Here is a 21,168-nt window from a genome sequence, read left to right as displayed (position 1 = left end):
ATATAGAAGCTATTTTAAAGAAGAGGTGGCTTAATTGCTGGAAAAAATTCATATTTTTCACACGAATGATTTGCACAGTCATTTTAAGTATTGGCCACGAATGCAAAGCTATGTGAAAGAAATGCGTTCTAAGCTAACAACCATAGGAGAAACAAGCTATTTATTTGATGTCGGCGATCATTTAGATCGTTCAAATATTTATACAGAAGCAACAGTCGGTAAGGGCAATGTAAGGTTATTGAATGAAGCTGGCTACGACGTAGTGACAATTGGTAATAATGAAGGGATAACATTGTCCCATGAGGAGCTGTACCATCTATATGATGAAGCAGCTTTTGACGTAGTAGTTGCCAATGTAAATGCTTCACATGGAACAAATCCAGCGTGGATGAAGCCGTATGTTGTGTTAACGACTGCTTATGGTACAAAGGTTGCGGTTATTGCAGCAACTGCTATGTTTGAAATTTATTATAAGGAATTAAATTGGGAGATAGATGTTGCACGAAGCACACTTATTCGCTTAGCATATCAGCTTCGTAAAGAAGTAGATATTATTGTTTGTTTGTCTCATTTAGGAATAACAGAGGATGAGCTTTTAGCTGAGGAATGCCCAGAAATAGATGTTATATTCGGTTCACATACACACCATGTTCTTCCAAATGGCAAGCTGATTAATGGCGTTTTATTAACAGGTGGAGGGAAATTTGGACAATATACGGGCCATCTTTTGTTAGAATATGATAAAAATTCTAGGAAAATTGTTGAAAAAAAGGATACTTTAATTCATAATAAAGAGTTGCCTACGGTTAAAAATGAAGATGAAATCGTTCAGTCTTTAGAAAAAGAAGGCAAACAATTACTTGATATTCCAGTATTCACTACGAAAAGATCGTACAATAAGGAATGGTTCCATTATTCGCAATTATCCGATTTGTTTGCGCGGGCCATTTTAGAGAAAAGTGGAGCGGATTGTGCGTTATTTAACGCGGGTATTTTTTTAGATGGTTTACCTAAGGGAACAGTGACGGCACTAGATTTGCATAGAATTTTCCCACATCCTATAAATTTATGTACGATTGAATTATCAGTTGCTGAAATGAAAGAAATTTTTCAGCAATCTAAAAATGAAGAATGGCCCTATATTGAGCTAAAGGGATTAGGGTTTAGAGGCGTTATCTTTGGGAAGATGTTAACTTATGGCTTTTCAATGAATGAAGATCGCCAATTACTTATTAATGGGAAGCTTGCAGATAACGATCGAATTTATAAACTAGTAACACTTGACTTGTTTACGTTCGGTTATTTTTATCCAAGCTTTAAATATGCTAAGAAAAAATATATTCTACCAGAATTTTTAAGAAACATTATGATAGATTATGGGCAAAGATTCTTTCAGTAATAGTAGATAAAACGCTTTTAGAACGGATTGGGGAAAAGGTCATGCGATTAATTTCAATCGATGTGTTAAAAGAAGGAATGGTATTAGCAAGAACCATTTGGAATGAGGCGGGACACCCTCTTTTAAAGAAAGATGTTGTCATTAATGAACGTATCATACAAAGACTTCAACAATTAAATATGAATTATTTATATATTGATGATGAAATTTCTAAAGGTATTGAAGTACAGGAAACAGTTCCAGCAGTTATTCGAAATAAAGCAATTTCAACCATTAAAGAATCTTTCCAATCAATCAATGGTTTAAATCCAGTAAATGCCTCTTATGTGCTTGATCAACAATCAAAAGCAATTGTCTCAATTGTAGATGAGTTACTGTCGGCAGTTAGTGGCAATGATGAAATTTTAACAATACTAACAGATGCGTATTTATTTGATGAATATTTATATCAACACTCTTTTCAAGTTACTCTTTATTCGATAGCGATTGCTAAAGAGCTTGGATACTCAGTTGAGGATTTACGTTTAATTGGGATTGGCGCTTTGTTACATGACATAGGGAAGCTTATGGTACCAAAAGAGATCCTGACAAAACCTGGGCGCCTAACTAGTGAGGAATTTGAAACGATGAAGCAGCATACTCGATATGGTTTTGATTTGTTACGCAATTTACATTCCATATCATTGATTGTTGCACATTGTGCCTTCCAACATCATGAACGGATTGATGGGAGCGGCTATCCACGAGGCTTAGTTGATTTTGAAATTCATCCGTTTGCAAAAATTATCGGTGTAGCAGACGTCTTTGATGCGGTGACTACAAGTCGTGTCTATCGTGAAAAAATGTTACCTTCTCAAGGCCTAGCAATCGTAGAAGCAGGCTCTGGAACTATATATGATGCACGTATCGTGAAAGCATTGAAACGGACTGTTGTACATTATCCTAACGGTGTTATTTTAAGATTATCGGATGGACGTCGAGGTATTGTATCAAGACAAAATACATTGAATGCAGCATTACCGTGGATTCGTATCTTTGAGGAGCAAAATCAAATATTAACAGCTACATATGAAATTAATTTAATGGACTATCCAACCGCAACAATTGAAAGCGTTGAAGCGGATTATGTTGCACCATCGAAAATCGAATAAAAATCTCCTCCTGTTCATACTTTATGGAACAGGAGGAGATTTTTTTGTTTTTCCCTCGAAAAAGGATGAAATTACGATCATATAGTAATTATGGTAACTATAGAAAAAAGGGAAAAGGGTTGAATCGTTTAACCCTATTAGTTGTCTGTATGATTATTGGTGTCTTTTTATTTATTTATTATTTAAATGAGAAGCTTATGCCGACTTATTTAAATTATGCTGAAATACAAACGGGTAAGATTGCATCCTCCGTTGTGAGTAAAGCGATTGATTCTCGTACTTCAAGTGTTATGGATGTTAATGATGTTCTTGTAGAAGTATCCCCTGGCAACCATGCTGATTTGAAAATTAATACAGAAACGATAAATCGAGTTCGAACAGAAACGGTCAATCAAGTAAAATTGTATTTAGAGCAGGCAGAGCAAGGGGAGTTGTCGCATTTGCCAAATGTTGATAATGTTGAATATGATTATAACAAGATTAATGAAGGTAATGGGGTAGTTTTTTATATGCCATTGAGTCAGGCGACTAATATCCCTTTAATTGGGAACTTAGGACCTAAAATTCCGATACGTTTTCATGTCATTGGCAATGTGCATAGTGAAGTTACTTCTTCAATAACTGAATTCGGTATTAATAGCGCATATATGACGGTAGGGATTCATATAGAGGTAAATGTCCAAATTATTGTCCCGTTTGCTAGTAAAACAACAACCGTTACTCAGGATATTCCGGTGGCGATGGGCTTAGTAAGGGGGGCAGTTCCAAATGTTTATTCAAATGGTAGTGAAGGGGCACCTTCAATTCAAATACCTGTCTCGCCTAAAAAGTAGAAATGTTTAACTTCTTTCAGCAAGTATTTTGGGTAGCGAAAGCGAAGCGTCAGCTACAAATGTCTTTTGTACCGAAAGCGTAGTGACAGGTACAGGTGTCCAAACACCCACTGAAATAGAGGAACTCAGTCTAGGAACGCCACGCCCTGTGGCAACGACTGAGTGACCAACATCATGTTGGCCCTCACGCAGGCCTAAGCACAAAGCCGATTCCGGACGCAATTATGCCGAGGCGTAATTGATTGTTATAGTTGTTGGAGTTCGTATATTATGTTACATTGACAACAGTGAATATAGTAATAGAAAAACTGCATATATTTGATAGGGGCGATATCCGTATGACATCTTGTAAACCTACAAGCAAAGGAAAAGAAGAATATTTAAGAAAACCAGATTGGTTAAAAATTAAATTAAACACAAATGATGAATATAAAGGGCTAAAGAAGCTCATGCGTGAAAAAAATCTGCATACAGTATGTGAGGAAGCACGCTGTCCTAATATTCATGAATGCTGGGGTGAACGACGTACAGCAACAATGATGATTCTTGGATCGGTTTGTACACGTGCATGTCGTTTCTGTGCTGTTAAAACAGGCTTACCAAATGAGTTAGACTTAGCAGAGCCAGAACGCGTAGCAGATTCTGTAGCAATTATGAACTTGAAGCACGTTGTTATTACAATGGTAGCGCGTGATGATTTAAAAGATGGCGGTGCGCAAGTATTAGCTGAAACAGTGCGTGCGATTCGTCGTAAAAGTCCGTCTACATCGATTGAAGTTTTACCGTCAGATCTAGGTGGTCTGCAAGAGAACCTTCAAATTTTAATGGATGCGAAGCCAGATATTTTAAATCATAATATTGAAACAGTACGTCGCTTAACGCCGAGAGTACGTGCACGCGCAAAATATGAGCGCTCATTAGATTTTCTTCGTTTGGCGAAAGAAATGCAACCAGACATCCCTACAAAGTCATCTTTAATGATAGGCTTAGGTGAAACAGAAGAAGAAATTTTAGAAGTTATGGACGATTTACGAGCAAATGACGTAGATATTATGACAATTGGTCAATACTTACAGCCAACGAAAAAGCATTTGCCTGTTAAAAAGTATTATTCTCCAATAGAGTTTGGTAAACTGCGTAAAATCGCAATGGAAAAAGGATTTAAGCATTGTGAAGCAGGTCCACTTGTACGTAGTAGCTATCACGCTGATGAACAAGTTAACGAAGCAACAAAAGAACGTCAATTACAAGCAGAACAGTAAATACAAATGTTGAAATAGAAGGCGGTGTTACTTTGATCAATATTGAAGGATATGAATACGAGCTTATTGAAGATTACAAAGAAGCTTTTCAAGAGGAAGCATTCAAGGAACGATACTCAGATATTTTAGCCAGATATGATTATATTGTGGGAGACTGGGGCTATAATCAATTACGTTTAAAAGGCTTTTTTGACGATAAAAATCAGAAAGCCTCTTTCGATACGAAGATTAGTACATTACAAGATTACTTATACGAGTATTGTAATTTTGGCTGTGCATATTTCGTCTTGCGTAAATCCGGTAAATCTACTCAACAGCTAGAAGCTGAAGTAAATGAAGATCATGAAGTGACAAAGCTTGTTGAGGATGAACAAATAGCAGAATAAACTTTTAAGACCTGATGCGAAATTTGCATCAGGTTTTTACTTTGTAGTGATAGGTTTTTTTAAAATTTGGTAATAATAAAAGTGAATTCGAAAATTGTTTTATTTTTTACTTTTCAACAAAGTTGGGATGACACTGATAAAACATATTACATTGATATAAGTTGATTGGAGTGAAGGCTGGGCGACTCCTTGGGGATCAGCAATAGAGGAACGAAGGCTAAATACCATCACATCCTGTGATAACGCCTTCGTGACCTCCATCGTGTAGGCCCAAGCGGCTCATCGGACGCCCCCAGGAAGTTTTGCTCTGTGCGAAAGCGAAGCGACAGCTACAAAGCGCCCAGCCGGAACGGAAATCAACCTCACGCTATGGAGATGAGCTTGTATATTTGGCTTTTATACCCAAACTCTTATTTTATATTAAAGGTGTGTGTTGTTTAGATGAAAAAAGCTGTATTTTTGGATCGTGATGGGGTCATCAATGAAGTGTTAACGGATCGCGTTAAATTTGTCAATAAACCAAAGGAGCTCTATTTCCTGCCACATGTTCCGAAAGCTATCAAAAAATTGAATAAATACTTCGACTATATATTTGTAGTAACCAATCAGGGCGGCGTTGGATTGGGGTATATGAAAGAAACGCAGCTACAAAAAATACATGAGCATATGGTAAAAGAATTGAAGAAGGAAGGGGCTACTATTCATGAAGTCGTATATTGTCCCCATAAACCAAAGTCGGGCTGTGCCTGCCGTAAACCTAATAGTAAATTAATCGTTGATTTGGGTGAAAAATATAATATAGATTTGGCAAAATCCTACATGGTGGGAGATACGGATACAGATATTATAGCAGGAAAACGAGCAGGAACGAAGGGCGTATTTTTAGGTGAGAAAGATCCGCTGGCTGATGCGGTTTTTCCAGATTTAATTAGTGCTACAGATTGGATTATTAAAGATGCAACATAACACTAATATTGTTGGGGTAGAAAGACAAAGCGTATAAATCATGTGAAAAAGGATAATTTATTTATTGGAGGTGATTCATTTGACGAAAGAAAATAAAAAATCGTTAGATCGAGAAGAATATGGATTTGGTTTTGATATTAGTGTTGATGACTTAGCAGTAATTGGGCAAAATCAACAAGCCAAAAAACAAAACGACAATGAAAACAAAGACAAGCCTCGCAATAAGGATAATCCTGCTAAATTAAATAATGAAAAGTAGGGGCCACGATACAATGCTCCTCAAGTAAGATTCAAATTAAAGATACTTACAAAAAAATCCGCTATCCTTCTGTTGAACAGTACGCAAAGTATATTCCTATGTCTGCAGAAAAGCGGAATTTTTTTGTATTATATTCTTAATTGCTAATAGGCACAGGGGTGTTACAGACTATCGAAAAACGCTAATTTGATTGCATAAAGCAAGCATTTTGTGAGGAGCTTCGAAACGGTCTCGTTTAGCCAAACCCGCGGAAAGCGCCAACTCGGAGTGAAAATCAACCCTTGTTTTTGATAGACACTTTATTCTTTTTTAATCAAGTTGAAGGGTGTTAATTTAATAATTCACGTAAATATTCACGTAGCTCGACTGTCTCTTCCTCTGTGCGATTGTATACGTGTTCAAGATAGCCAGGCTCTTCTACATCATCTGGACCAATTATAGCAAAGCGTCCAAATTGGATATCCATGACAAGCACTTTTCCAAAGAAACGACCCGATTGCAAAATGGCTAAATCATAACGTAACTTGTCCCCTGCAAAACTAACAAAGCGTGTTTTCGTATCTTCTACATCATCATATAAAAAAAAACGTTCCATCTTTTAATCTCCTTCCAGTCCTATAGATATGGTACTATAGAAGAGAAATGACTATCAACTTTTAAAGATTTGAATGGGGGCTTTCCTTGTGTATTTTGTAGATCGTAATAAAATCACAAAAAATTTACAGTACTTAGATGGACTACTAGCTATTTTAGAGTCAGAAGATAGCTGGCTAGAAAATGATATTAAGAAATTAGCAATCGAGCGAATTGGTCACAATGTGATGGAGTCAATGATGGATGTTGGGAATTTAATGATTGACGGCTTCATTATGCGTGATCCAGGAAGCTATGAGGATATTATTGATATTTTAATCGATGAAAAAGTCGTATCTACTGAAATGGAAGCACCATTAAAAGCAGTAGTTGGCTTACGTAAAATGCTTGTTCGTGAATTTGCAGATGTAGATGTTCAGGAAGTTGTAAATGTGTTAACAACGACTTTACCAGCGTTAAAGCAATTCTCACCAGCTGTGAATAGTTATGTAACAAATGAACTTGGCCCTGTTTCAGCATTTTTGCCAGAGGATCATCAATGAAAACCTACAAGGCATATTGCTTTGATTTAGATGGTACAGTGTACCGTGGAAAGGAAGGCATTCCTTCTGCGATTACTTTTATTCATCGTTTACAACAAGCAGGAATCGAGCCATTTTACGTAACGAATAATTCTTCTAAAACAAGAGAGCAGCTGCAGGAAGCTTTAAGCGCTATAGGTGTGAATGCACCGTTAGAGCATATTTACTCTAGTGCATTAGTTACAGCGAAATATGTAGCCCTGAATTTCCCTGGCAAAAAAGTAGCGATGTTAGGTTCTGATGGTATTCGTAAAGCGTTATTTAATGAAGGCATTGAACCTACCGCGGATGAGCCAGAGGTATTTGTTATGGGGATCGATCGAAATCTAGATTATATGGCACTTGCAAAGGCGACAATTGCTGTGCAAAATGGTGCGACGTTTATAGCAACGAATCAAGATATTAAATTCCCGACAGAACATGGATTTCTACCAGGTAATGGGTCGTTTGCCCGATTAGTAGGTGAGGTTGCAGACGTTGAGCCAATCTATATCGGTAAACCATCACCTGCAATGCTTGAAGTCATTGCGACAGAGCATGGCTTTAGGAAAGATGAGATGGTGATGATTGGCGATAATTATGACACAGACATTATGTGTGGAATTCGTTTTGGCTGTGACACAATCCATGTAAATACAGGTGTTACACCAACAAAAGTTGTACTTGAGAAGGAGCAGCAACCTACCTATATGGTGGAAGCTTTAATTTAACTTCTTTTATGCCGAGGCATAATTGATTAGTTCAAATATAAAAAAAGGATGCTTATGCCGATTTTTTTGGCATAACATCCTTTTTATATGTTCAAATTTAGTAGTAAGCGTTTCATCAATATATGAATGAGCTATTACGCCTTCATTACCATAACGGATTTTCTTCGATAAATTGATAAATGGCTTTCGTCAACTCTTCAGGAGAATCAGCCTCAACTAATTCACCATTGACGACTGCATAAAATGATTCTGAACATTTTGTACAGTAACTGAGACAGCCATATTCCAAAACGTCGATGTTCGGATCGCGCTCTAGTATTTCATAAGTTTTTTGAGAGCCATTTGCTAAATTACTTATACAAAATTCAACCATTGGATTCATACATGTCACCTCACCAAAGTAATGCTACTAGCTTTTAAAACATTCGTCAATGATTTGAGTTGATCATGAGAAAAAAGCAAATACTAAGTGGTAAAGGGCGCATCTAAAATGATTTTAACTTCTTTACAAAAGTGAAGAGAAGAAAATAATATTTAAGGAAAATTCGAACAATAACGACAATTCATCGAAGTCCAAGTGATTCAAAAACGTTCGAAAAAAGCGAGTTATCATTCTTTTTGTGAAATATTTCACAAAATTGCATTCTGATATTGTGAAACTTCTCACAATCGGTTATACTCATTTGTGGATACTTTGTGAACAATTAATATAAGAGATATAAAAGGAGACTATTATGGGAAAATTAGTACTTTTAGGTGGCGGCTACGGCAATATGCGTCTCATGCTTCGATTATTACCAAACGTTCCATTAGACACAGAAATCGTGTTAGTAGACAGAGCACCTTTCCATAGTTTAAAAACAGAATTTTACGCATTAGCAGCAGGGACTGCGACAGATAAAGAAATTCGTGTATGCTTCCCAGAGAATGAACGTTTATCGGCTGTATATGGAGAAGTTGTTGAAATTGATCGTACGGATAAGGTAGTCATTTTAGAAGATGGACAACGTATTGAATATGATGATTTAGTCATTGGTCTTGGCTGTGAGGATAAATATCATGGTGTACCAGGTGCAGAGGAGTACACATATAGCATTCAGACAATGGCGAAATCACGTTCAACATTCCAAGCGCTATGTGGTTTACCAGCAGGCTCTACAGTCGGAATTGTAGGAGCTGGCTTAAGTGGTATTGAGCTTGCAAGTGAGCTACGTGAAAGTCGATCAGATTTAAAAATAAAGCTATTTGACCGTGGTCCACGTATTTTGAAGGACTTCCCAGAAAAGCTAAGTAAATATGTAAAAGATTGGTTTGTAAAACATAACGTTGAAGTCATTGCCAATTCAAATATTACAAAAATTGAACAAGGTAAAATTTACAATCACGAAGAAGAAATTGCACTCGATACTGTAGTTTGGACTGCTGGTGTACAGCCTGTTAAAATTGTTCGCGATTTGGAAGTTGAGAAAGATAAACAAGGTCGTCCGCTTGTAACACAATATTTCAATCTTCTTGATGATGAGCATGTATATGTTGTAGGTGACTGTGCTGCTTCAGACTTACCTCCAACTGCGCAGTTAGCTGAGGAGCAAGCAGAACAAATCGTCAAAGTACTGCGCATGCGTTGGAAAGGCGAAAACTTACCTGAGAAAATGCCTGATATCAAATTAAAAGGCTTCATGGGGGCTCTTGGTAAAAAACAAGGCTTTGTATATTTAGCAGATACAACAGTAACAGGACGTATCGCACGCTTGATGAAATCAGGATTATTATGGTACTACAAACGTCAAAATGATTAATAAGTCGTATAAAAAGGGATTGCTTCGAAATTTATTTTTCGAAACAATCCCTTATTTTTTCTATCAATGATGCCTCGGCATAATAGCGTCCAGAATCGGCTTTATGCTTGAATTAAACAGTTTCGTCTGGCATGAAGCCTAGCTTTTCAAGTGCAGTAAATACAGGCTTTAATTGTACATAACCTTCGCCCACTACTTCATCATTTATAAGGACAAGTGGATAAAAAAATTCATCTTCCTGAATGCGTGTAGCATAATCTTGGTCGCGTTCATTCTCAATTGGACCTTCAATATCGACATAGCGAATATCATATCCTTGGTTTGGATATTTTCGATCGATGGCTGCTTGTAGCCATTCATATGTATCCTTTGAAGATGGTGCATTGACACAACTTGCGCAGATTACCGCTGTTCCGTAGATTTCAATCATTGGTTTCGTTTGACTCATTTCATTTCCACTCCTCGGATTCTATATTGGATTTTTTCTGTTGCTAACATTATAATCATTATAAGGAAAGGAGTCGAGACAAATGTCAGAAACAACAATTAACGACCAAGTTCAAGAGGTATTAGATAAATTACGCCCATTCTTACTACGTGACGGTGGAGACTGTGAATTAGTAGATGTAGAAGACGGCATTGTAAAATTGCGTTTATTAGGTGCATGTGGTAGTTGCCCAAGTTCGACAATTACACTTAAAGCCGGTATCGAACGCGCATTATTAGAAGAAGTACCAGGTATTATTGAAGTGGAGCAAGTATTCTAAAATGACTAAAAAAAGTTCTAGCCGATTCATTCAGGCTAGAACTTTTTTTCTTACACTTGTCGAGCGTGTTCTTTTTCTTCTCTAATAATAGCCCATTGTTCCTTAGCCATATCAATGATCTTTGCTTCTCCACCAATACTTTGCTTTTCAATAACCTTTGAAAAGAAGCGTGTAGCATTTTCTAAATCACCGATACGTCGTGATAGTTCAGCAATCATATACATAATTCGTACATCTGACATTTGCGTTGAGCTGTAATCCTCAGTTGAATAAGATTCCATATAGTAATCACGGGCCATTGTCATAAAACGTTGCTCTTGGCCTTCGTTTTTTAATGAACGATATAGCCATGCAAGACGTAATGTAAGCCCAGCTATAGCGACAAATTTTTCTTTTTTAATCGTACCGCAAAGGAACGCTAATTTATAAGCTTGTATTGCTTGGAATACAGTACGTTCTCCTTTAAAGTCATGGTGTACCCATTTTTCTGTAATTTGCGAGCGAATTTCATCTTGCGTGCCAGGGGCAAAATACTTTGAAAAGTCTTCTGTAAATGAAAATCCACAATGCTCACAAACAAATACATTATAATAAAGGGCATTTAGACCGTCTGCATAAATAGGATGAAAATCTGTTTCTGTATGATCTACTTTAATGAATTTAGAGCGTACTTTTAATGTTGGAAATTCTTTGTTGCAATGAAAACATTGAATTTTTTTTTCGTAATAAGGTGAGATCTCCATATTTTATACCTCTTTCATCGACTGATTAAAACTATTATACCAATGTTAATTTTATAAACATGGATAAAAAGTACTAAAAATGTGAAAAATATTAGAATTTTTACTAATGAATCATTGTCATCACTATAACGGTAGGTTGATTTCCATTCCGACTGGGTGCTTTCCTGGGGGCGTGCCCGAAAAGTGATCGGGTATCCACGAAAAGTGATCGGGTAAGCCCCGAAAGTAATCAGGTATGCGCGAAAAGTGATCGGGTAGGCCCCAGAAGTGATCAGGTATCCGCGAAAAGTGATCGGGTATGCGTGAAAAGTGATCGGGTAGGCCCCGGAAGTGATCAGGTATCCACGAAAAGTGATCGGATAATTCCCAGAAGTGATCAGGTATCCGCGAAAAGTGATCGGGTAATCCCGAGGAGTCGCCAGCCGCCACTCCAATCAACTACATAGCATACGTTCTAACAAATGTCATCCTTGACTATTAGTAATGAACCAAAATCCTGTTGAAGCTGAATGTTTGTCATACAATAGTCAAAATTGATATGATAATAAGTAAGAAGGAAGGTGATTGGGATGACAAGTAAGCAAGTAATTGAAGTTACTGAAGCGGCTGTCTTTCATATTAATGAAATGATGGAGCACAATGAAGAGCAAGGTTCGTTTTTACGTGTAGTTGTTAATGGTGGCGGATGCAGTGGCCTATCATACGGTATGCATTTTGATAAAGAGAAAAAAGAAGATGATTTTGAAGATGTACAGCATGGTTTAACAATTCTTGTTTCCCGTGAAGATGCGCCGATTTTAGTGGGGACAAAAATTGACTATAAGCAATCACTAATGGGTGGTGGCTTCACAATCGAAAATCCAAATGCGATCGCATCATGCGGCTGTGGCACGTCTTTTAAAACGGCGAAACGTGAAGGTACGCCTGAGATTTGTGATTAAAAAATAAACATAAAGCTCATTAGTAATGGGATCTAAATAATAAGCTTCTTTGATTTATGATGTTGTAAAACATGGTGAATGAAGGGAGCTTTTTTATGAGGTTAAAGGAAAAATTTAAATAAATTCACGAAAAGTAGTAACATTGAATGAATAAATTTGTCACCACTATTCGTGCTTTTTGTCCGTAAATTTATGAATACATAAAAGAGACAAGGGACATATGTATAAATTGAAAAATTTCACATCAGCAGAAAAGTACAAGAAAATCTACTCTTCTAAAATTGATTTCTCGTACTTCTTAAAGTTTTTACAGCATCTTTTTATTGAAGCAATTGTAAAATGCCTTCGGGCTGTTTATTTGATTGAACTAATATTACTTGAGTAGCTTGAATTAATATATTATTTTTTGTGAAATTCATCATTTCTTTTGCCATATCAGTATCACGAATATGTGATTCAGCAGATTGAAGATTTTCAGATGTATTCGTATTGGCTTGATAGGCATGTTCAAGTCTATTTTGATAAGCACCGAATTTACTACGCTCTAATGATACTTTTTCCATTGCATTATCAATCAATGAAATTGCAGAATTAGCTCCTTCTCTAGTTGAAAGGTCGATATTACCAATTTTAAGTGCAGTTGTTGTTACGTTTGTAAGTTTAATTGAGAAAGATTGTCCAGAATTCGCACCTATTTGAAGTGTTAGCTCATCACTAGCATTTTTAATTAGAAAATCAGAAATTGAGTAACTACTACCATTCATTTCTCTTGTAAATGATAGTTTACCATTATTATCAACAGCTGTAATACCAGCACTAATCTTTTTAAACTTATCGTTAAGTGAATTGATTAGATTAGTAGAAGTATAATGACCAGAATTCAAGGTAATTGTTTTGATTATATTATCATCAACTGTAAATTGCCATTCGTTTTTATCTTCCTGAAATATAAGACCATTTGAAATATCTATATTTGTATCAAGTGAACTTTTTGTTTCGGGTGCCCATACATCTCCCGGCTTTGCAGAACGCAAAAATAAGGGCTTAAGTGCATTACCAGAAATTAATTGAATAGCATTATCAGAATTACTTGTGTTATGTGTTAAACGTAAAATATAATGCTCATTTCCAAGATTGGAACTAACGTTTAATCCTACAGCTTCTGACATTGATGCTGTAATATTACTACCAGACGCAATAAATTGTTTATTTAATTCTGCGACTAAACCAGATCTACTGTATGCCCCCTCAGTAAGAGTAATAGATTTATCTATTCCATCTACTTTAAAATTAAGAGTATCATTTACCCCACTTTTAACAGTATATCCTACAGAAAAATCTGCTTCCCTCCCCCAAACTTCATATGGTTCAGTATAATTATACGTTGATTTTTCTATAAATAGTTCATTAAATGCCGTTCCCTCTACTTCTAGAAAATGTTCTCCTGGAATTGTGCTAGTAAGAAAGTTTCTGATGTGTGTGTCATCCCAAGAACCATAAGCACTGCTCATTTTTAATGGTGCTCCTAATGCTTCAAGTTTGGAATTTACAGCACTATTAATGTAACCAGTACTTGAGTATTTTCCTGGGTCGATTGTTATTGAATACGTTTCATTGTTGAATTTAATAGTTAATTGATCATTTACACCAGTAATGATTTCTCTATCACCATTGGTTCTGTTAGTGTCATGAACTCCAATTAATGTTGTATTACTAATTGAAGTTCGGTTTGTTCCTACACTTTTCGTGAAAGTAAAGCCATTTGAGTTATTTAATAATTTGATACCGTTAAACTCTGTATTATTAGCAATCTCATTTATACCCTGTTTAATGTGTTCAACTTCTTGCTGAATTAGTTGACGGTCAAAGTTTGTCAAAGTATCATTAGCAGCTTGAATGGCTAGTTCTCTTAATCGAATTAAATTAGGGTCTTGAATATTTCCTAATCCTCCTTCAGCTGTTTGTATTAAAGAAATTCCATCTTGAATATTTTTTGACGCCATATTAAGACCACGAATTTGACCACGCATTTTTTCTGAGATAGCTAAGCCAGCCGCATCATCACTAGCACGATTGATTTTATATCCTGATGATAATTTTTCTAGACTTTTTTCAAGTTGCCCTCTGTTTTTTTGTAATTTATTATTAGTGTTTAATGAGTTGATATTATTCTTAATTCGCATAAAGTACATCCTTTATCAAATATATAGATTTTACATATATAAAACATAATAACAATTTATTCTAATTTTAACTAGGTATATATTCCAATATTTGAATATATTTTAATATCTAAAGAACTATTAAATTAAATAATTTATCATTTTAACTTACGGAAAATAGAGATATCGAGTATATATAAGGGTGATGTTGACTCGATATTCGATGAACTTAAAGATTGTTTCTAGAGTTAATAGGAGCGATAATTCTATCTATGGAGAAGTTGTAACATTGCAAAGTACAAATTGGATAATTGGTAAATACGCAGAAATAAAGATTGACTGTTTAACGAGGGTGTGAGCGTTGTAGGGAATAAGGAAAGGGCTTGCATACATGAAAATGAATCATAAGTGCAAGCCCTTTTCTTAAAGACCCCGTTAGTTCAATAATACTTTTTATTTTCCACTAAGAATGGTAAATCTGAAAAAAACAAACTAAGTGATATAACTAATGGTGAAAGTACCATATTATATAAAGTTATTTCTGATGGTTCTTTTTCCATAAAGGTACAACAATTCATTAGAATAAAACTAATAATAGGGTATAAAGAATCTCTTTCTTTTAGCAATCTTGCATTTTTATTACATTGCTTAAACTATGAAGCAGAATCTTTTTGTATTTCTTATTAAATAAGAAAAAGCCACGATTATTTCTAATCGTGGCTTATTAATGTACAAACAATTCACAATTAGTGAAGTTGTGTTAATACATAATCATAAATTTCATCGGAAGATTTATTTAGAGCTATGGAAAACTCTGAAAAGATAGTATCTTGTAAAGATTGCAGTAATTTCTCTTCTTGGTTAGGGAATTTTTTTTCAATCGCACTATATTCGAGTTTTTTTCGTAACAATGTGTTTAAAAGATTTGCTTGTTTTTGGCGATTACCGGATTTAATTATTTCTAGATGAAATCTCAAACGATGAGTGCTTTGTTCAATCCATTCTACGCCAGGTGATGTGAATGAATGTAAAATATTGAGTGCTTCTTCTTTTTTAATAATGTTTCTAAGCTGTTTTTTTGAATTGTCAATAGGGGTACGAATGACTAATTGTGGTTCATTTAGTGGTTGTAAAACGTAATATGTTTTTGTAATGTCGTTAAAGGTTTGTTCACAAATATCTTCAATAGAACAAAGTCCATGTGATGAATAAATGACTACATCGCCAACATTGTACATGTATTTTCCCTCCAACAAACTATATTGTCAACTTAGTTGACTAAATTAATTATAAGCATTTAAAAGAATTTTGTCAACTTTATTGACGATTGCTATTGTTTTTTGTATATTAATAACGAAAAATATGGAATGAAGGTGAACCAGTTGAAGGACGCATTGCAGAATCGGGATGTAATTGATTTGTTGAGCGAACGTCACGAACTACTTCGACGACTTGCTGAAGAGAAGTGGAATAAACATAATAATATTTATATATCAAACTCAGAATGGTATATTTTGGGGATAGTTTATAAAAAGCAACTGATGATTTCAGATGTAGCTAAGGATGTTGATTTTACAAGACAAGCAACTCATAAATTTATAAAAAGTTTGGAAGCAAAAGGTTTAGTGAAGGTCACAAATGTCGAACACAGTAAAAAACATAAAGCAATTCATATGACTGAATTTGGTCAAGACTGTTTTGAAAAGAACGAACATTATAAAGCTGAAATTGAACAACAACTGATCAATACTATAGGGGAAGATCAAGTGACCAAATTAAAAAAAATATTAACACTTAATTGGAATATAGAGCATTTGAAAGAATAGAAAAGACATGAATTTTAGCAAATAGACTAATTACAGCTGCAAAAAAGTTTACAAGCCTCTCCGTTGCGAAAAGAGGCTTTTTAATGTGGTAATAAAGTTGGAGCTGACATTTGTTAAAACGTATGCCATGTATTTAAGTTGATCGGAGTGAAGGTTGGCGTTCCTAGGATAGCTTGTTATTTAACCTTCTCACGCTCTAAAAATGTAGCGCCATTGTCATTTGCTAAATTGTAAATGGCACTTTTCTCCTCCGCGCCAAATTGTCCGTCTTCTTCAATGACAAACTTTTCATTATTTTTCGTTTGAAAATAATAAGTGCCTACTGTACCTATTTCATACTCATAAATGACTTCTTTAATATCCTGCCATTCATATGTAGTTTGATGATGGAAATCTTTGAAAACAATTTGTTTATTCTGTATAGCGGTATAACTTAAAACAGAAAAATAGCCTAAAACTAGACTGCTCACGATTACTAAAAGCGTAATCAAATAGGTGTATTTATTTCTTTTGAACCCAAGTATGATCAACGTTAAAATAATTAGCGCAATTGCTAGGAAAAGCAAAATGAAGTTGTATGTTGGCGTGATCAGCACGATATTATCTCTACTATAATAAAACGTTTGGGAAATGGTAAATGGCAACATGAAAACAATGATGGGTGATAGTAAAAGCAACACTATCGCAAAAATAAAAAGCTTTGCACTAGGTGATATTTCGTTTAACATAAAACTTCCTCCTTTGAATAGAGTGAATTTTCTATATTTTAATTAGTGTAACATATTTACAAAATTGGCTTACATGCATACTTTATGTTTGAGAGTGAGAACTAACCATAAAATTCTGATTTAATACTTCTATATATAGAAAATTGGCCGTTATAATAGTGATATAGGGGTGAAGCTTATGAAAAAAGATAGAGGAAAAGTTTGGTTAGGTGTTGCAGGGGTAACTGTCAATGAGTTAGGACAATGGCTAGTTGTCAAAAAGGCATATAGCGGATTAAAGGGAAGATGGTCATTGCCAGCTGGTTTTGTCAATGCTGGTGAAACCGTAGATGAAGCTGTTGTTCGCGAATTAAAGGAAGAAACGGGTATTGATTGCTACGTATCAGGCTTAATTGGTTTTCGAACGGGTGTGATTCGTGGTGACATTAGTGATAATATGGCGATATTTTATTGTCAGATGAAAGATGAGCAGCAGAAGATTTGCATTCAGGAGAATGAATTATTAGAAGCGCAGTGGATGTATCCTAAAGAGCTCACACAGGATGAAATGACATCAGTGATGTTAAAGGAAATGGCATCTAACCAATTTGAAAAGCACCAATTAGAGGGCATTGAAGGCATCAATCCAGGAGATGTCTTTGGTTATTCCTCTTATAAATTGTTCTTTAAAAAATAAAGTGACAGAGGGGACCTATGATGGAGCTTTTTTTGTTTATGTTAGAGCGAGTAGGGCTAATCATTGTGTTTGCCTTTTTAATGTCAAGATGGCGCCTCTTTCGGGGAGTGCTTCAACCACACGTTATGGTAATACTCCCTAAATATGACGAACAAGCGAAATCAAGGATATGCTCATTGAAAGCGCTGTAGTAATCATGTAAACTAATGAGAGGAAAACGGAGGTTATACATACATGGATGGTCCAGTTTCATTAGTACAGTTAATCATTTCAATTGTGTTATTTTTCGTCATGTTCTTTGGGATCGGATTTTTATTGAATATGCTTTTGCGAATGACATGGTTAATGGCGATAGTGTATCCGATTGTTGTTATCTTTATTGTCGATGATGTAAGCTTTTTAGATTATATTTTCAAGCCAGGTTCCGCATTCCCAGCACTTTTAGATAAGTTACAAGCGCTGCAATTTGTAGATATTGCAATCTTATCTGGTGGCTTTGCCGGTTCAATTGTTGCTGGAATTGTCATGATTTTTTTACGTAAAAGTGGTTATCGAATGTTTTAACTTTTTTCAGCAAATGTCTTTTGGTACCGAAAGCGAAGCGACAGGTACAGATGTCTTTTGTACTGAAAGCGTAGCGACAAGTACAAATGTTCAAACATCAGCTGAAATAGAGGAACTCAGTTTAAGAACGCCACGTCCTGTGGTAACGACTGAGTGACCAACATCACGTTGGCCCAAAGCCGATTCCGGACGCAATTATGCCGAGGCATAATTGATTTTCTTTCAGTATTCTTCTTTCGATGGAGAGAAGAATACTGATTTTTTTTTGAATGTTTCCGATAAAACTTGAAAAGCTTCCGATAAAATCACAAAAGTTTCCGATAAATCGTGAAAAGTTTCCGATAAAACCACAAAAGTTTCCGATAAATAAAAAAACACAGCCTCAACATGAGGATGTGTCTATATTTCACAAAATAAATTGATATGTGATGATGGCGATAAAAATTCCAGTTAATGCTCCAAAAAATACTTCGCTCCGTTTATGGCCTAGCAATGTTTTTAGCTCTTCCATTTTTTCTTGCCCATCCATTTGTGGCCACTTTTTTAAATCATGAAGCAATGTTTGAAAGTCTTTACGCAGTTGATTTAATACAGCTGCATGCTGACCTGCCTGATAGCGTACACCACTCGCATCATACATGACGATAAATGAAAACATAGCGGCTACGGCAAAAATTGGGGAATCTAATCCTGTTTCATAGGCAATAGAGGTTGTTAGTCCTGTTACGGAAGCAGAGTGTGAACTAGGCATTCCCCCAGTGGAAGTAAATAATCCCCAGTTAATCTTTCTTGTCATTAAAAAATGAATAGGGATTTTAACAAACTGTGCAAAGAGGACTGCAAAAAGGGCAACGAGTAAAGGGGTATTTTGAAGTAAACTCATAATCATCACAACCTTCACTTATAATTATTTTTATTATAACATTCATTATTTTCTAAAAGCTAAATATTACGCGTTTTCTGAAACTTAGGTATAATAGAATATTGAATGGAGGAATTTACATGCATATTGTAAAAGAAGCAAAAACATTTGAAACGATTTCTACTGAAGTGTTAGTAGTAGGAGTCACTAAACATCGTGAGCAAATGCAGGATTGGGCAAGCTTTTCATCATTTTACGGAGAATCCCTGGACGCGTGGATTAGTACAGGGGATGTTTCTACTGAACTAAAAAAAATGACGAAATTGCCATTCTTGAAGGACCATACAAATCTTAAACGTATCTTATTTGTTGGTTTAGATGAACGAAAAAATTTAACAGAAGGCGATGTTCGTGCAGCATTTGGATTGCTTGGCAAGGAACTAAGAGCCTTAAAGGTTAAAGAATATTCCATTTGGCTTGAGTCGTTTACGACAGAGTCGATTACTGTAACAGATGTTGCCTTTTTAGCTGGTGAAGGAACAGGACTTGGTTATTATTCAATTCCTCATTACAAAACAACATCAAATGAAGTAGATAAACGTATTGACGCTGTTCACCTTGTAACTGCTGCTAATGATTTAGATGAAGTGGTGGCAAGCTTTGAGGTGGGTGCTATTTATGCAAATGCAGTAAATGAAGCACGTAGCTTAATTAATTTACCACCAAACTTACTGACAGCGACAGACTTAGCTAATTACGCAGAGTCCCTTGCAGTCGAGTACGGTTTTGAAGTTGAAATTTTAGATAAAGAACAATTAGAGGAGCTCGGTATGGGCGGTATTTTATGTGTCAATCAAGGCTCCCGTGAAGAACCTCGTTTAATCACATTAAAATATAAAGCGACTGAAGATTTTGATGATCCAATTGGCCTTGTCGGCAAAGGGGTTACGTATGATACAGGTGGCTATTCCTTAAAGCCAAAAGATGCAATGGTAGGCATGAAAGGTGATATGGGCGGTGCGGCAGCAGTGCTAGGTGCCATGAAAATCATCGGTGAATTACGTCCTAACAAAAATGTCTTAGCAGTTATTGGCTCTACCGATAATATGGTATCTGACACAGCATTTAAGCCAGATGATGTCATCACTACATATAGTGGTAAGACGGTAGAAGTTTTAAATACCGATGCGGAAGGACGTTTAGTATTAGCAGACGCTACTACATATGCTAAACAACAAGGAGCTACTGCCCTGATCGATGTTGCAACGTTAACAGGTGGAGTGATTACAGCACTTGGTATGGATAAAACAGGTGCACTTTCTAATGACGATGAATTCTTTGCTGCTTTCATGGAAGCTGCTCAGGAGACTGATGAATTTGTGTGGCGTATGCCTTTAACAGAAAATGATAAAAAACGAATTCGTAAATCAGACGTCGCTGATTTAAATAACTCTCCTGGTCGTGATGGACACATGATTTTTGGAGGAGGCTTTGTTGGTGAGTTTGTTGGTGATACACCATGGATTCACCTAGATATTGCAGGAACGTCAGATGCGCTTGCTGTACATGACTTAGGCCCAAAAGGTGGTACAGGTGTAATGGTACGTACACTAGCGAATTTTGTGCAACGTTTAGGAGAAGAAAAATAGAATAGGCAATAGACATGTGATATATGCATCCTCCTACATAAGATAGAGTAAAAAAAGGGAGGAAGCTTATGACATTCTTCGGAGGTTTTCCAGGAGGCTTTGGGCCAGTCGGTGGGCCGTTTTTCCGACCATTCTCACCGTTTTTCGGACCATTCCCGCCGTTTTTCGGACCATTCCCACCGTTTTTCGGACCATTTTCGCCATTTTTCGGACCGTTTCCACCGTTTTTCAGACCAGGTCTACCATTTAGAGGTCATCGTAGATTTTAATTCAAACAAAATAGATCTCAAAAAAACCAGATGTCAGCAAG

25 protein-coding genes are annotated in these 21,168 nt (G+C 35.9%); 17 read left to right on the top strand and 8 right to left on the bottom strand.

Translation table 11 applies throughout. The features are described from left to right. The first annotated feature begins 34 nt into the window (after positions 1 to 34). The 7 genes from AMS59_RS13240 to AMS59_RS13210 all read left to right on the top strand — a co-directional run bounded on the left by AMS59_RS13240 (position 35) and on the right by AMS59_RS13210 (position 6,256). Entirely contained in the window at positions 35 to 1,399 is a 1,365-nt protein-coding gene (locus AMS59_RS13240) for a bifunctional UDP-sugar hydrolase/5'-nucleotidase (RefSeq protein ID WP_053484218.1), read from the top strand. A 41-nt stretch (positions 1,400 to 1,440) separates the two neighbouring features. Then, complete coding sequence (locus AMS59_RS13235) at positions 1,441 to 2,550, top strand: HD-GYP domain-containing protein (RefSeq protein ID WP_053484217.1); 1,110 nt, start codon at positions 1,441 to 1,443, stop codon at positions 2,548 to 2,550. A 23-nt stretch (positions 2,551 to 2,573) separates the two neighbouring features. Beyond that, positions 2,574 to 3,383 carry a sporulation protein YunB gene (gene yunB, locus AMS59_RS13230; RefSeq protein WP_053484216.1) on the top strand — a complete coding sequence of 270 codons (810 nt, stop codon included), beginning with the start codon at positions 2,574 to 2,576 and terminating at the stop codon, positions 3,381 to 3,383. Positions 3,384 to 3,721: 338 nt separating this feature from the next. Further along, entirely contained in the window at positions 3,722 to 4,645 is a 924-nt protein-coding gene (gene lipA / locus AMS59_RS13225; protein WP_053484215.1) for a lipoyl synthase, read from the top strand. 32 nt (positions 4,646 to 4,677) lie between these two features. After that, positions 4,678 to 5,031: a YutD family protein gene (locus AMS59_RS13220; RefSeq protein WP_053484214.1), complete on the top strand. Its 354-nt coding sequence runs from the start codon at positions 4,678 to 4,680 to the stop codon at positions 5,029 to 5,031. A 441-nt stretch (positions 5,032 to 5,472) separates the two neighbouring features. Then, on the top strand, positions 5,473 to 5,997 hold the full coding sequence (locus AMS59_RS13215) for an HAD-IIIA family hydrolase (RefSeq protein WP_053484213.1): 525 nt from the start codon (positions 5,473 to 5,475) through the stop codon (positions 5,995 to 5,997). A 64-nt stretch (positions 5,998 to 6,061) separates the two neighbouring features. Further along, positions 6,062 to 6,256 (top strand): hypothetical protein, encoded by a 195-nt coding sequence (locus AMS59_RS13210; RefSeq protein ID WP_053484212.1) that lies wholly within the window; start codon positions 6,062 to 6,064, stop codon positions 6,254 to 6,256. Between the two features lie 328 nt (positions 6,257 to 6,584). Here the strand turns inward: AMS59_RS13210 and AMS59_RS13205 are convergent, their stop codons facing one another. Continuing rightward, positions 6,585 to 6,851 carry a DUF3055 domain-containing protein gene (locus AMS59_RS13205; RefSeq protein ID WP_053484211.1) on the bottom strand — a complete coding sequence of 89 codons (267 nt, stop codon included), beginning with the start codon at positions 6,849 to 6,851 and terminating at the stop codon, positions 6,585 to 6,587. An 88-nt stretch (positions 6,852 to 6,939) separates the two neighbouring features. Between AMS59_RS13205 and AMS59_RS13200 the strand changes: the two genes are divergently transcribed. Beyond that, positions 6,940 to 7,392 (top strand): DUF86 domain-containing protein, encoded by a 453-nt coding sequence (locus AMS59_RS13200; protein ID WP_053484210.1) that lies wholly within the window; start codon positions 6,940 to 6,942, stop codon positions 7,390 to 7,392. Further along, the gene (locus AMS59_RS13195) at positions 7,389 to 8,141 is read left to right on the top strand and encodes a TIGR01457 family HAD-type hydrolase (RefSeq protein ID WP_053484209.1); all 753 of its coding nucleotides are present in this window, start codon (positions 7,389 to 7,391) and stop codon (positions 8,139 to 8,141) included. The genes AMS59_RS13200 and AMS59_RS13195 overlap by 4 nt, the downstream gene beginning before the upstream one ends. A gap of 145 nt (positions 8,142 to 8,286) precedes the next feature. On the opposite strand, the gene AMS59_RS13190 is transcribed toward AMS59_RS13195, so the two are convergent. After that, on the bottom strand, positions 8,287 to 8,523 hold the full coding sequence (locus AMS59_RS13190; RefSeq protein WP_053484208.1) for a YuzB family protein: 237 nt from the start codon (positions 8,521 to 8,523) through the stop codon (positions 8,287 to 8,289). Between the two features lie 352 nt (positions 8,524 to 8,875). On the opposite strand from AMS59_RS13190, the gene AMS59_RS13185 reads away from it, so the two are divergent. After that, the gene (locus tag AMS59_RS13185; RefSeq protein ID WP_053484207.1) at positions 8,876 to 9,940 is read left to right on the top strand and encodes an NAD(P)/FAD-dependent oxidoreductase; all 1,065 of its coding nucleotides are present in this window, start codon (positions 8,876 to 8,878) and stop codon (positions 9,938 to 9,940) included. A 112-nt stretch (positions 9,941 to 10,052) separates the two neighbouring features. Here AMS59_RS13185 and AMS59_RS13180 read toward each other — a convergent pair whose 3' ends face one another. Further along, positions 10,053 to 10,388 carry a YuzD family protein gene (locus AMS59_RS13180; protein WP_053484206.1) on the bottom strand — a complete coding sequence of 112 codons (336 nt, stop codon included), beginning with the start codon at positions 10,386 to 10,388 and terminating at the stop codon, positions 10,053 to 10,055. An 82-nt stretch (positions 10,389 to 10,470) separates the two neighbouring features. Here AMS59_RS13180 and AMS59_RS13175 point away from each other — a divergent pair, with 82 nt between their 5' ends. Beyond that, positions 10,471 to 10,707 (top strand): NifU family protein, encoded by a 237-nt coding sequence (locus tag AMS59_RS13175; RefSeq protein WP_053484205.1) that lies wholly within the window; start codon positions 10,471 to 10,473, stop codon positions 10,705 to 10,707. Between the two features lie 50 nt (positions 10,708 to 10,757). Here the strand turns inward: AMS59_RS13175 and AMS59_RS13170 are convergent, their stop codons facing one another. Beyond that, entirely contained in the window at positions 10,758 to 11,450 is a 693-nt protein-coding gene (locus AMS59_RS13170) for a DUF2225 domain-containing protein (protein WP_053484204.1), read from the bottom strand. Between the two features lie 569 nt (positions 11,451 to 12,019). Here AMS59_RS13170 and AMS59_RS13165 point away from each other — a divergent pair. Next, on the top strand, positions 12,020 to 12,391 hold the full coding sequence (locus tag AMS59_RS13165; RefSeq protein WP_053484203.1) for an iron-sulfur cluster assembly accessory protein: 372 nt from the start codon (positions 12,020 to 12,022) through the stop codon (positions 12,389 to 12,391). A gap of 320 nt (positions 12,392 to 12,711) precedes the next feature. Here AMS59_RS13165 and AMS59_RS27010 read toward each other — a convergent pair whose 3' ends face one another. Together AMS59_RS27010 and AMS59_RS13155 are read right to left on the bottom strand one after the other, a co-directional pair. Beyond that, the gene (locus AMS59_RS27010; RefSeq protein WP_053484202.1) at positions 12,712 to 14,574 is read right to left on the bottom strand and encodes a flagellin; all 1,863 of its coding nucleotides are present in this window, start codon (positions 14,572 to 14,574) and stop codon (positions 12,712 to 12,714) included. Between the two features lie 725 nt (positions 14,575 to 15,299). Next, entirely contained in the window at positions 15,300 to 15,791 is a 492-nt protein-coding gene (locus AMS59_RS13155; protein WP_053484201.1) for a CarD family transcriptional regulator, read from the bottom strand. Between the two features lie 135 nt (positions 15,792 to 15,926). On the opposite strand from AMS59_RS13155, the gene AMS59_RS13150 reads away from it, so the two are divergent. Continuing rightward, positions 15,927 to 16,379 (top strand): MarR family winged helix-turn-helix transcriptional regulator, encoded by a 453-nt coding sequence (locus tag AMS59_RS13150; protein WP_369814328.1) that lies wholly within the window; start codon positions 15,927 to 15,929, stop codon positions 16,377 to 16,379. Positions 16,380 to 16,555: 176 nt separating this feature from the next. Here the strand turns inward: AMS59_RS13150 and AMS59_RS13145 are convergent, their stop codons facing one another. Beyond that, positions 16,556 to 17,107, bottom strand: a complete 552-nt coding sequence (locus tag AMS59_RS13145; RefSeq protein ID WP_053484199.1) for a hypothetical protein — start codon at positions 17,105 to 17,107, stop codon at positions 16,556 to 16,558. A 178-nt stretch (positions 17,108 to 17,285) separates the two neighbouring features. Here AMS59_RS13145 and AMS59_RS13140 point away from each other — a divergent pair, with 178 nt between their 5' ends. Next, entirely contained in the window at positions 17,286 to 17,783 is a 498-nt protein-coding gene (locus AMS59_RS13140) for an NUDIX domain-containing protein (protein ID WP_053484198.1), read from the top strand. A gap of 234 nt (positions 17,784 to 18,017) precedes the next feature. After that, the gene (locus tag AMS59_RS13135; protein WP_053484197.1) at positions 18,018 to 18,347 is read left to right on the top strand and encodes a YuiB family protein; all 330 of its coding nucleotides are present in this window, start codon (positions 18,018 to 18,020) and stop codon (positions 18,345 to 18,347) included. Positions 18,348 to 18,753: 406 nt separating this feature from the next. Here the strand turns inward: AMS59_RS13135 and AMS59_RS13130 are convergent, their stop codons facing one another. Further along, the gene (locus AMS59_RS13130) at positions 18,754 to 19,236 is read right to left on the bottom strand and encodes a divergent PAP2 family protein (RefSeq protein ID WP_049669132.1); all 483 of its coding nucleotides are present in this window, start codon (positions 19,234 to 19,236) and stop codon (positions 18,754 to 18,756) included. A gap of 113 nt (positions 19,237 to 19,349) precedes the next feature. Between AMS59_RS13130 and AMS59_RS13125 the strand changes: the two genes are divergently transcribed. Beyond that, complete coding sequence (locus AMS59_RS13125; protein WP_053484196.1) at positions 19,350 to 20,858, top strand: leucyl aminopeptidase; 1,509 nt, start codon at positions 19,350 to 19,352, stop codon at positions 20,856 to 20,858. 68 nt (positions 20,859 to 20,926) lie between these two features. Further along, positions 20,927 to 21,127, top strand: a complete 201-nt coding sequence (locus AMS59_RS13120) for a hypothetical protein (RefSeq protein ID WP_053484195.1) — start codon at positions 20,927 to 20,929, stop codon at positions 21,125 to 21,127. The last annotated feature ends 41 nt before the right edge of the window (positions 21,128 to 21,168 follow it).

The sequence above is a fragment of the Lysinibacillus sp. FJAT-14745 genome (genome assembly GCF_001275675.1).
Classification (GTDB): domain Bacteria; phylum Bacillota; class Bacilli; order Bacillales_A; family Planococcaceae; genus Lysinibacillus.
The sequence above is the reverse complement of the archived record's forward strand: the minus strand, read 5'-3'. Positions and strand labels throughout refer to the sequence as shown.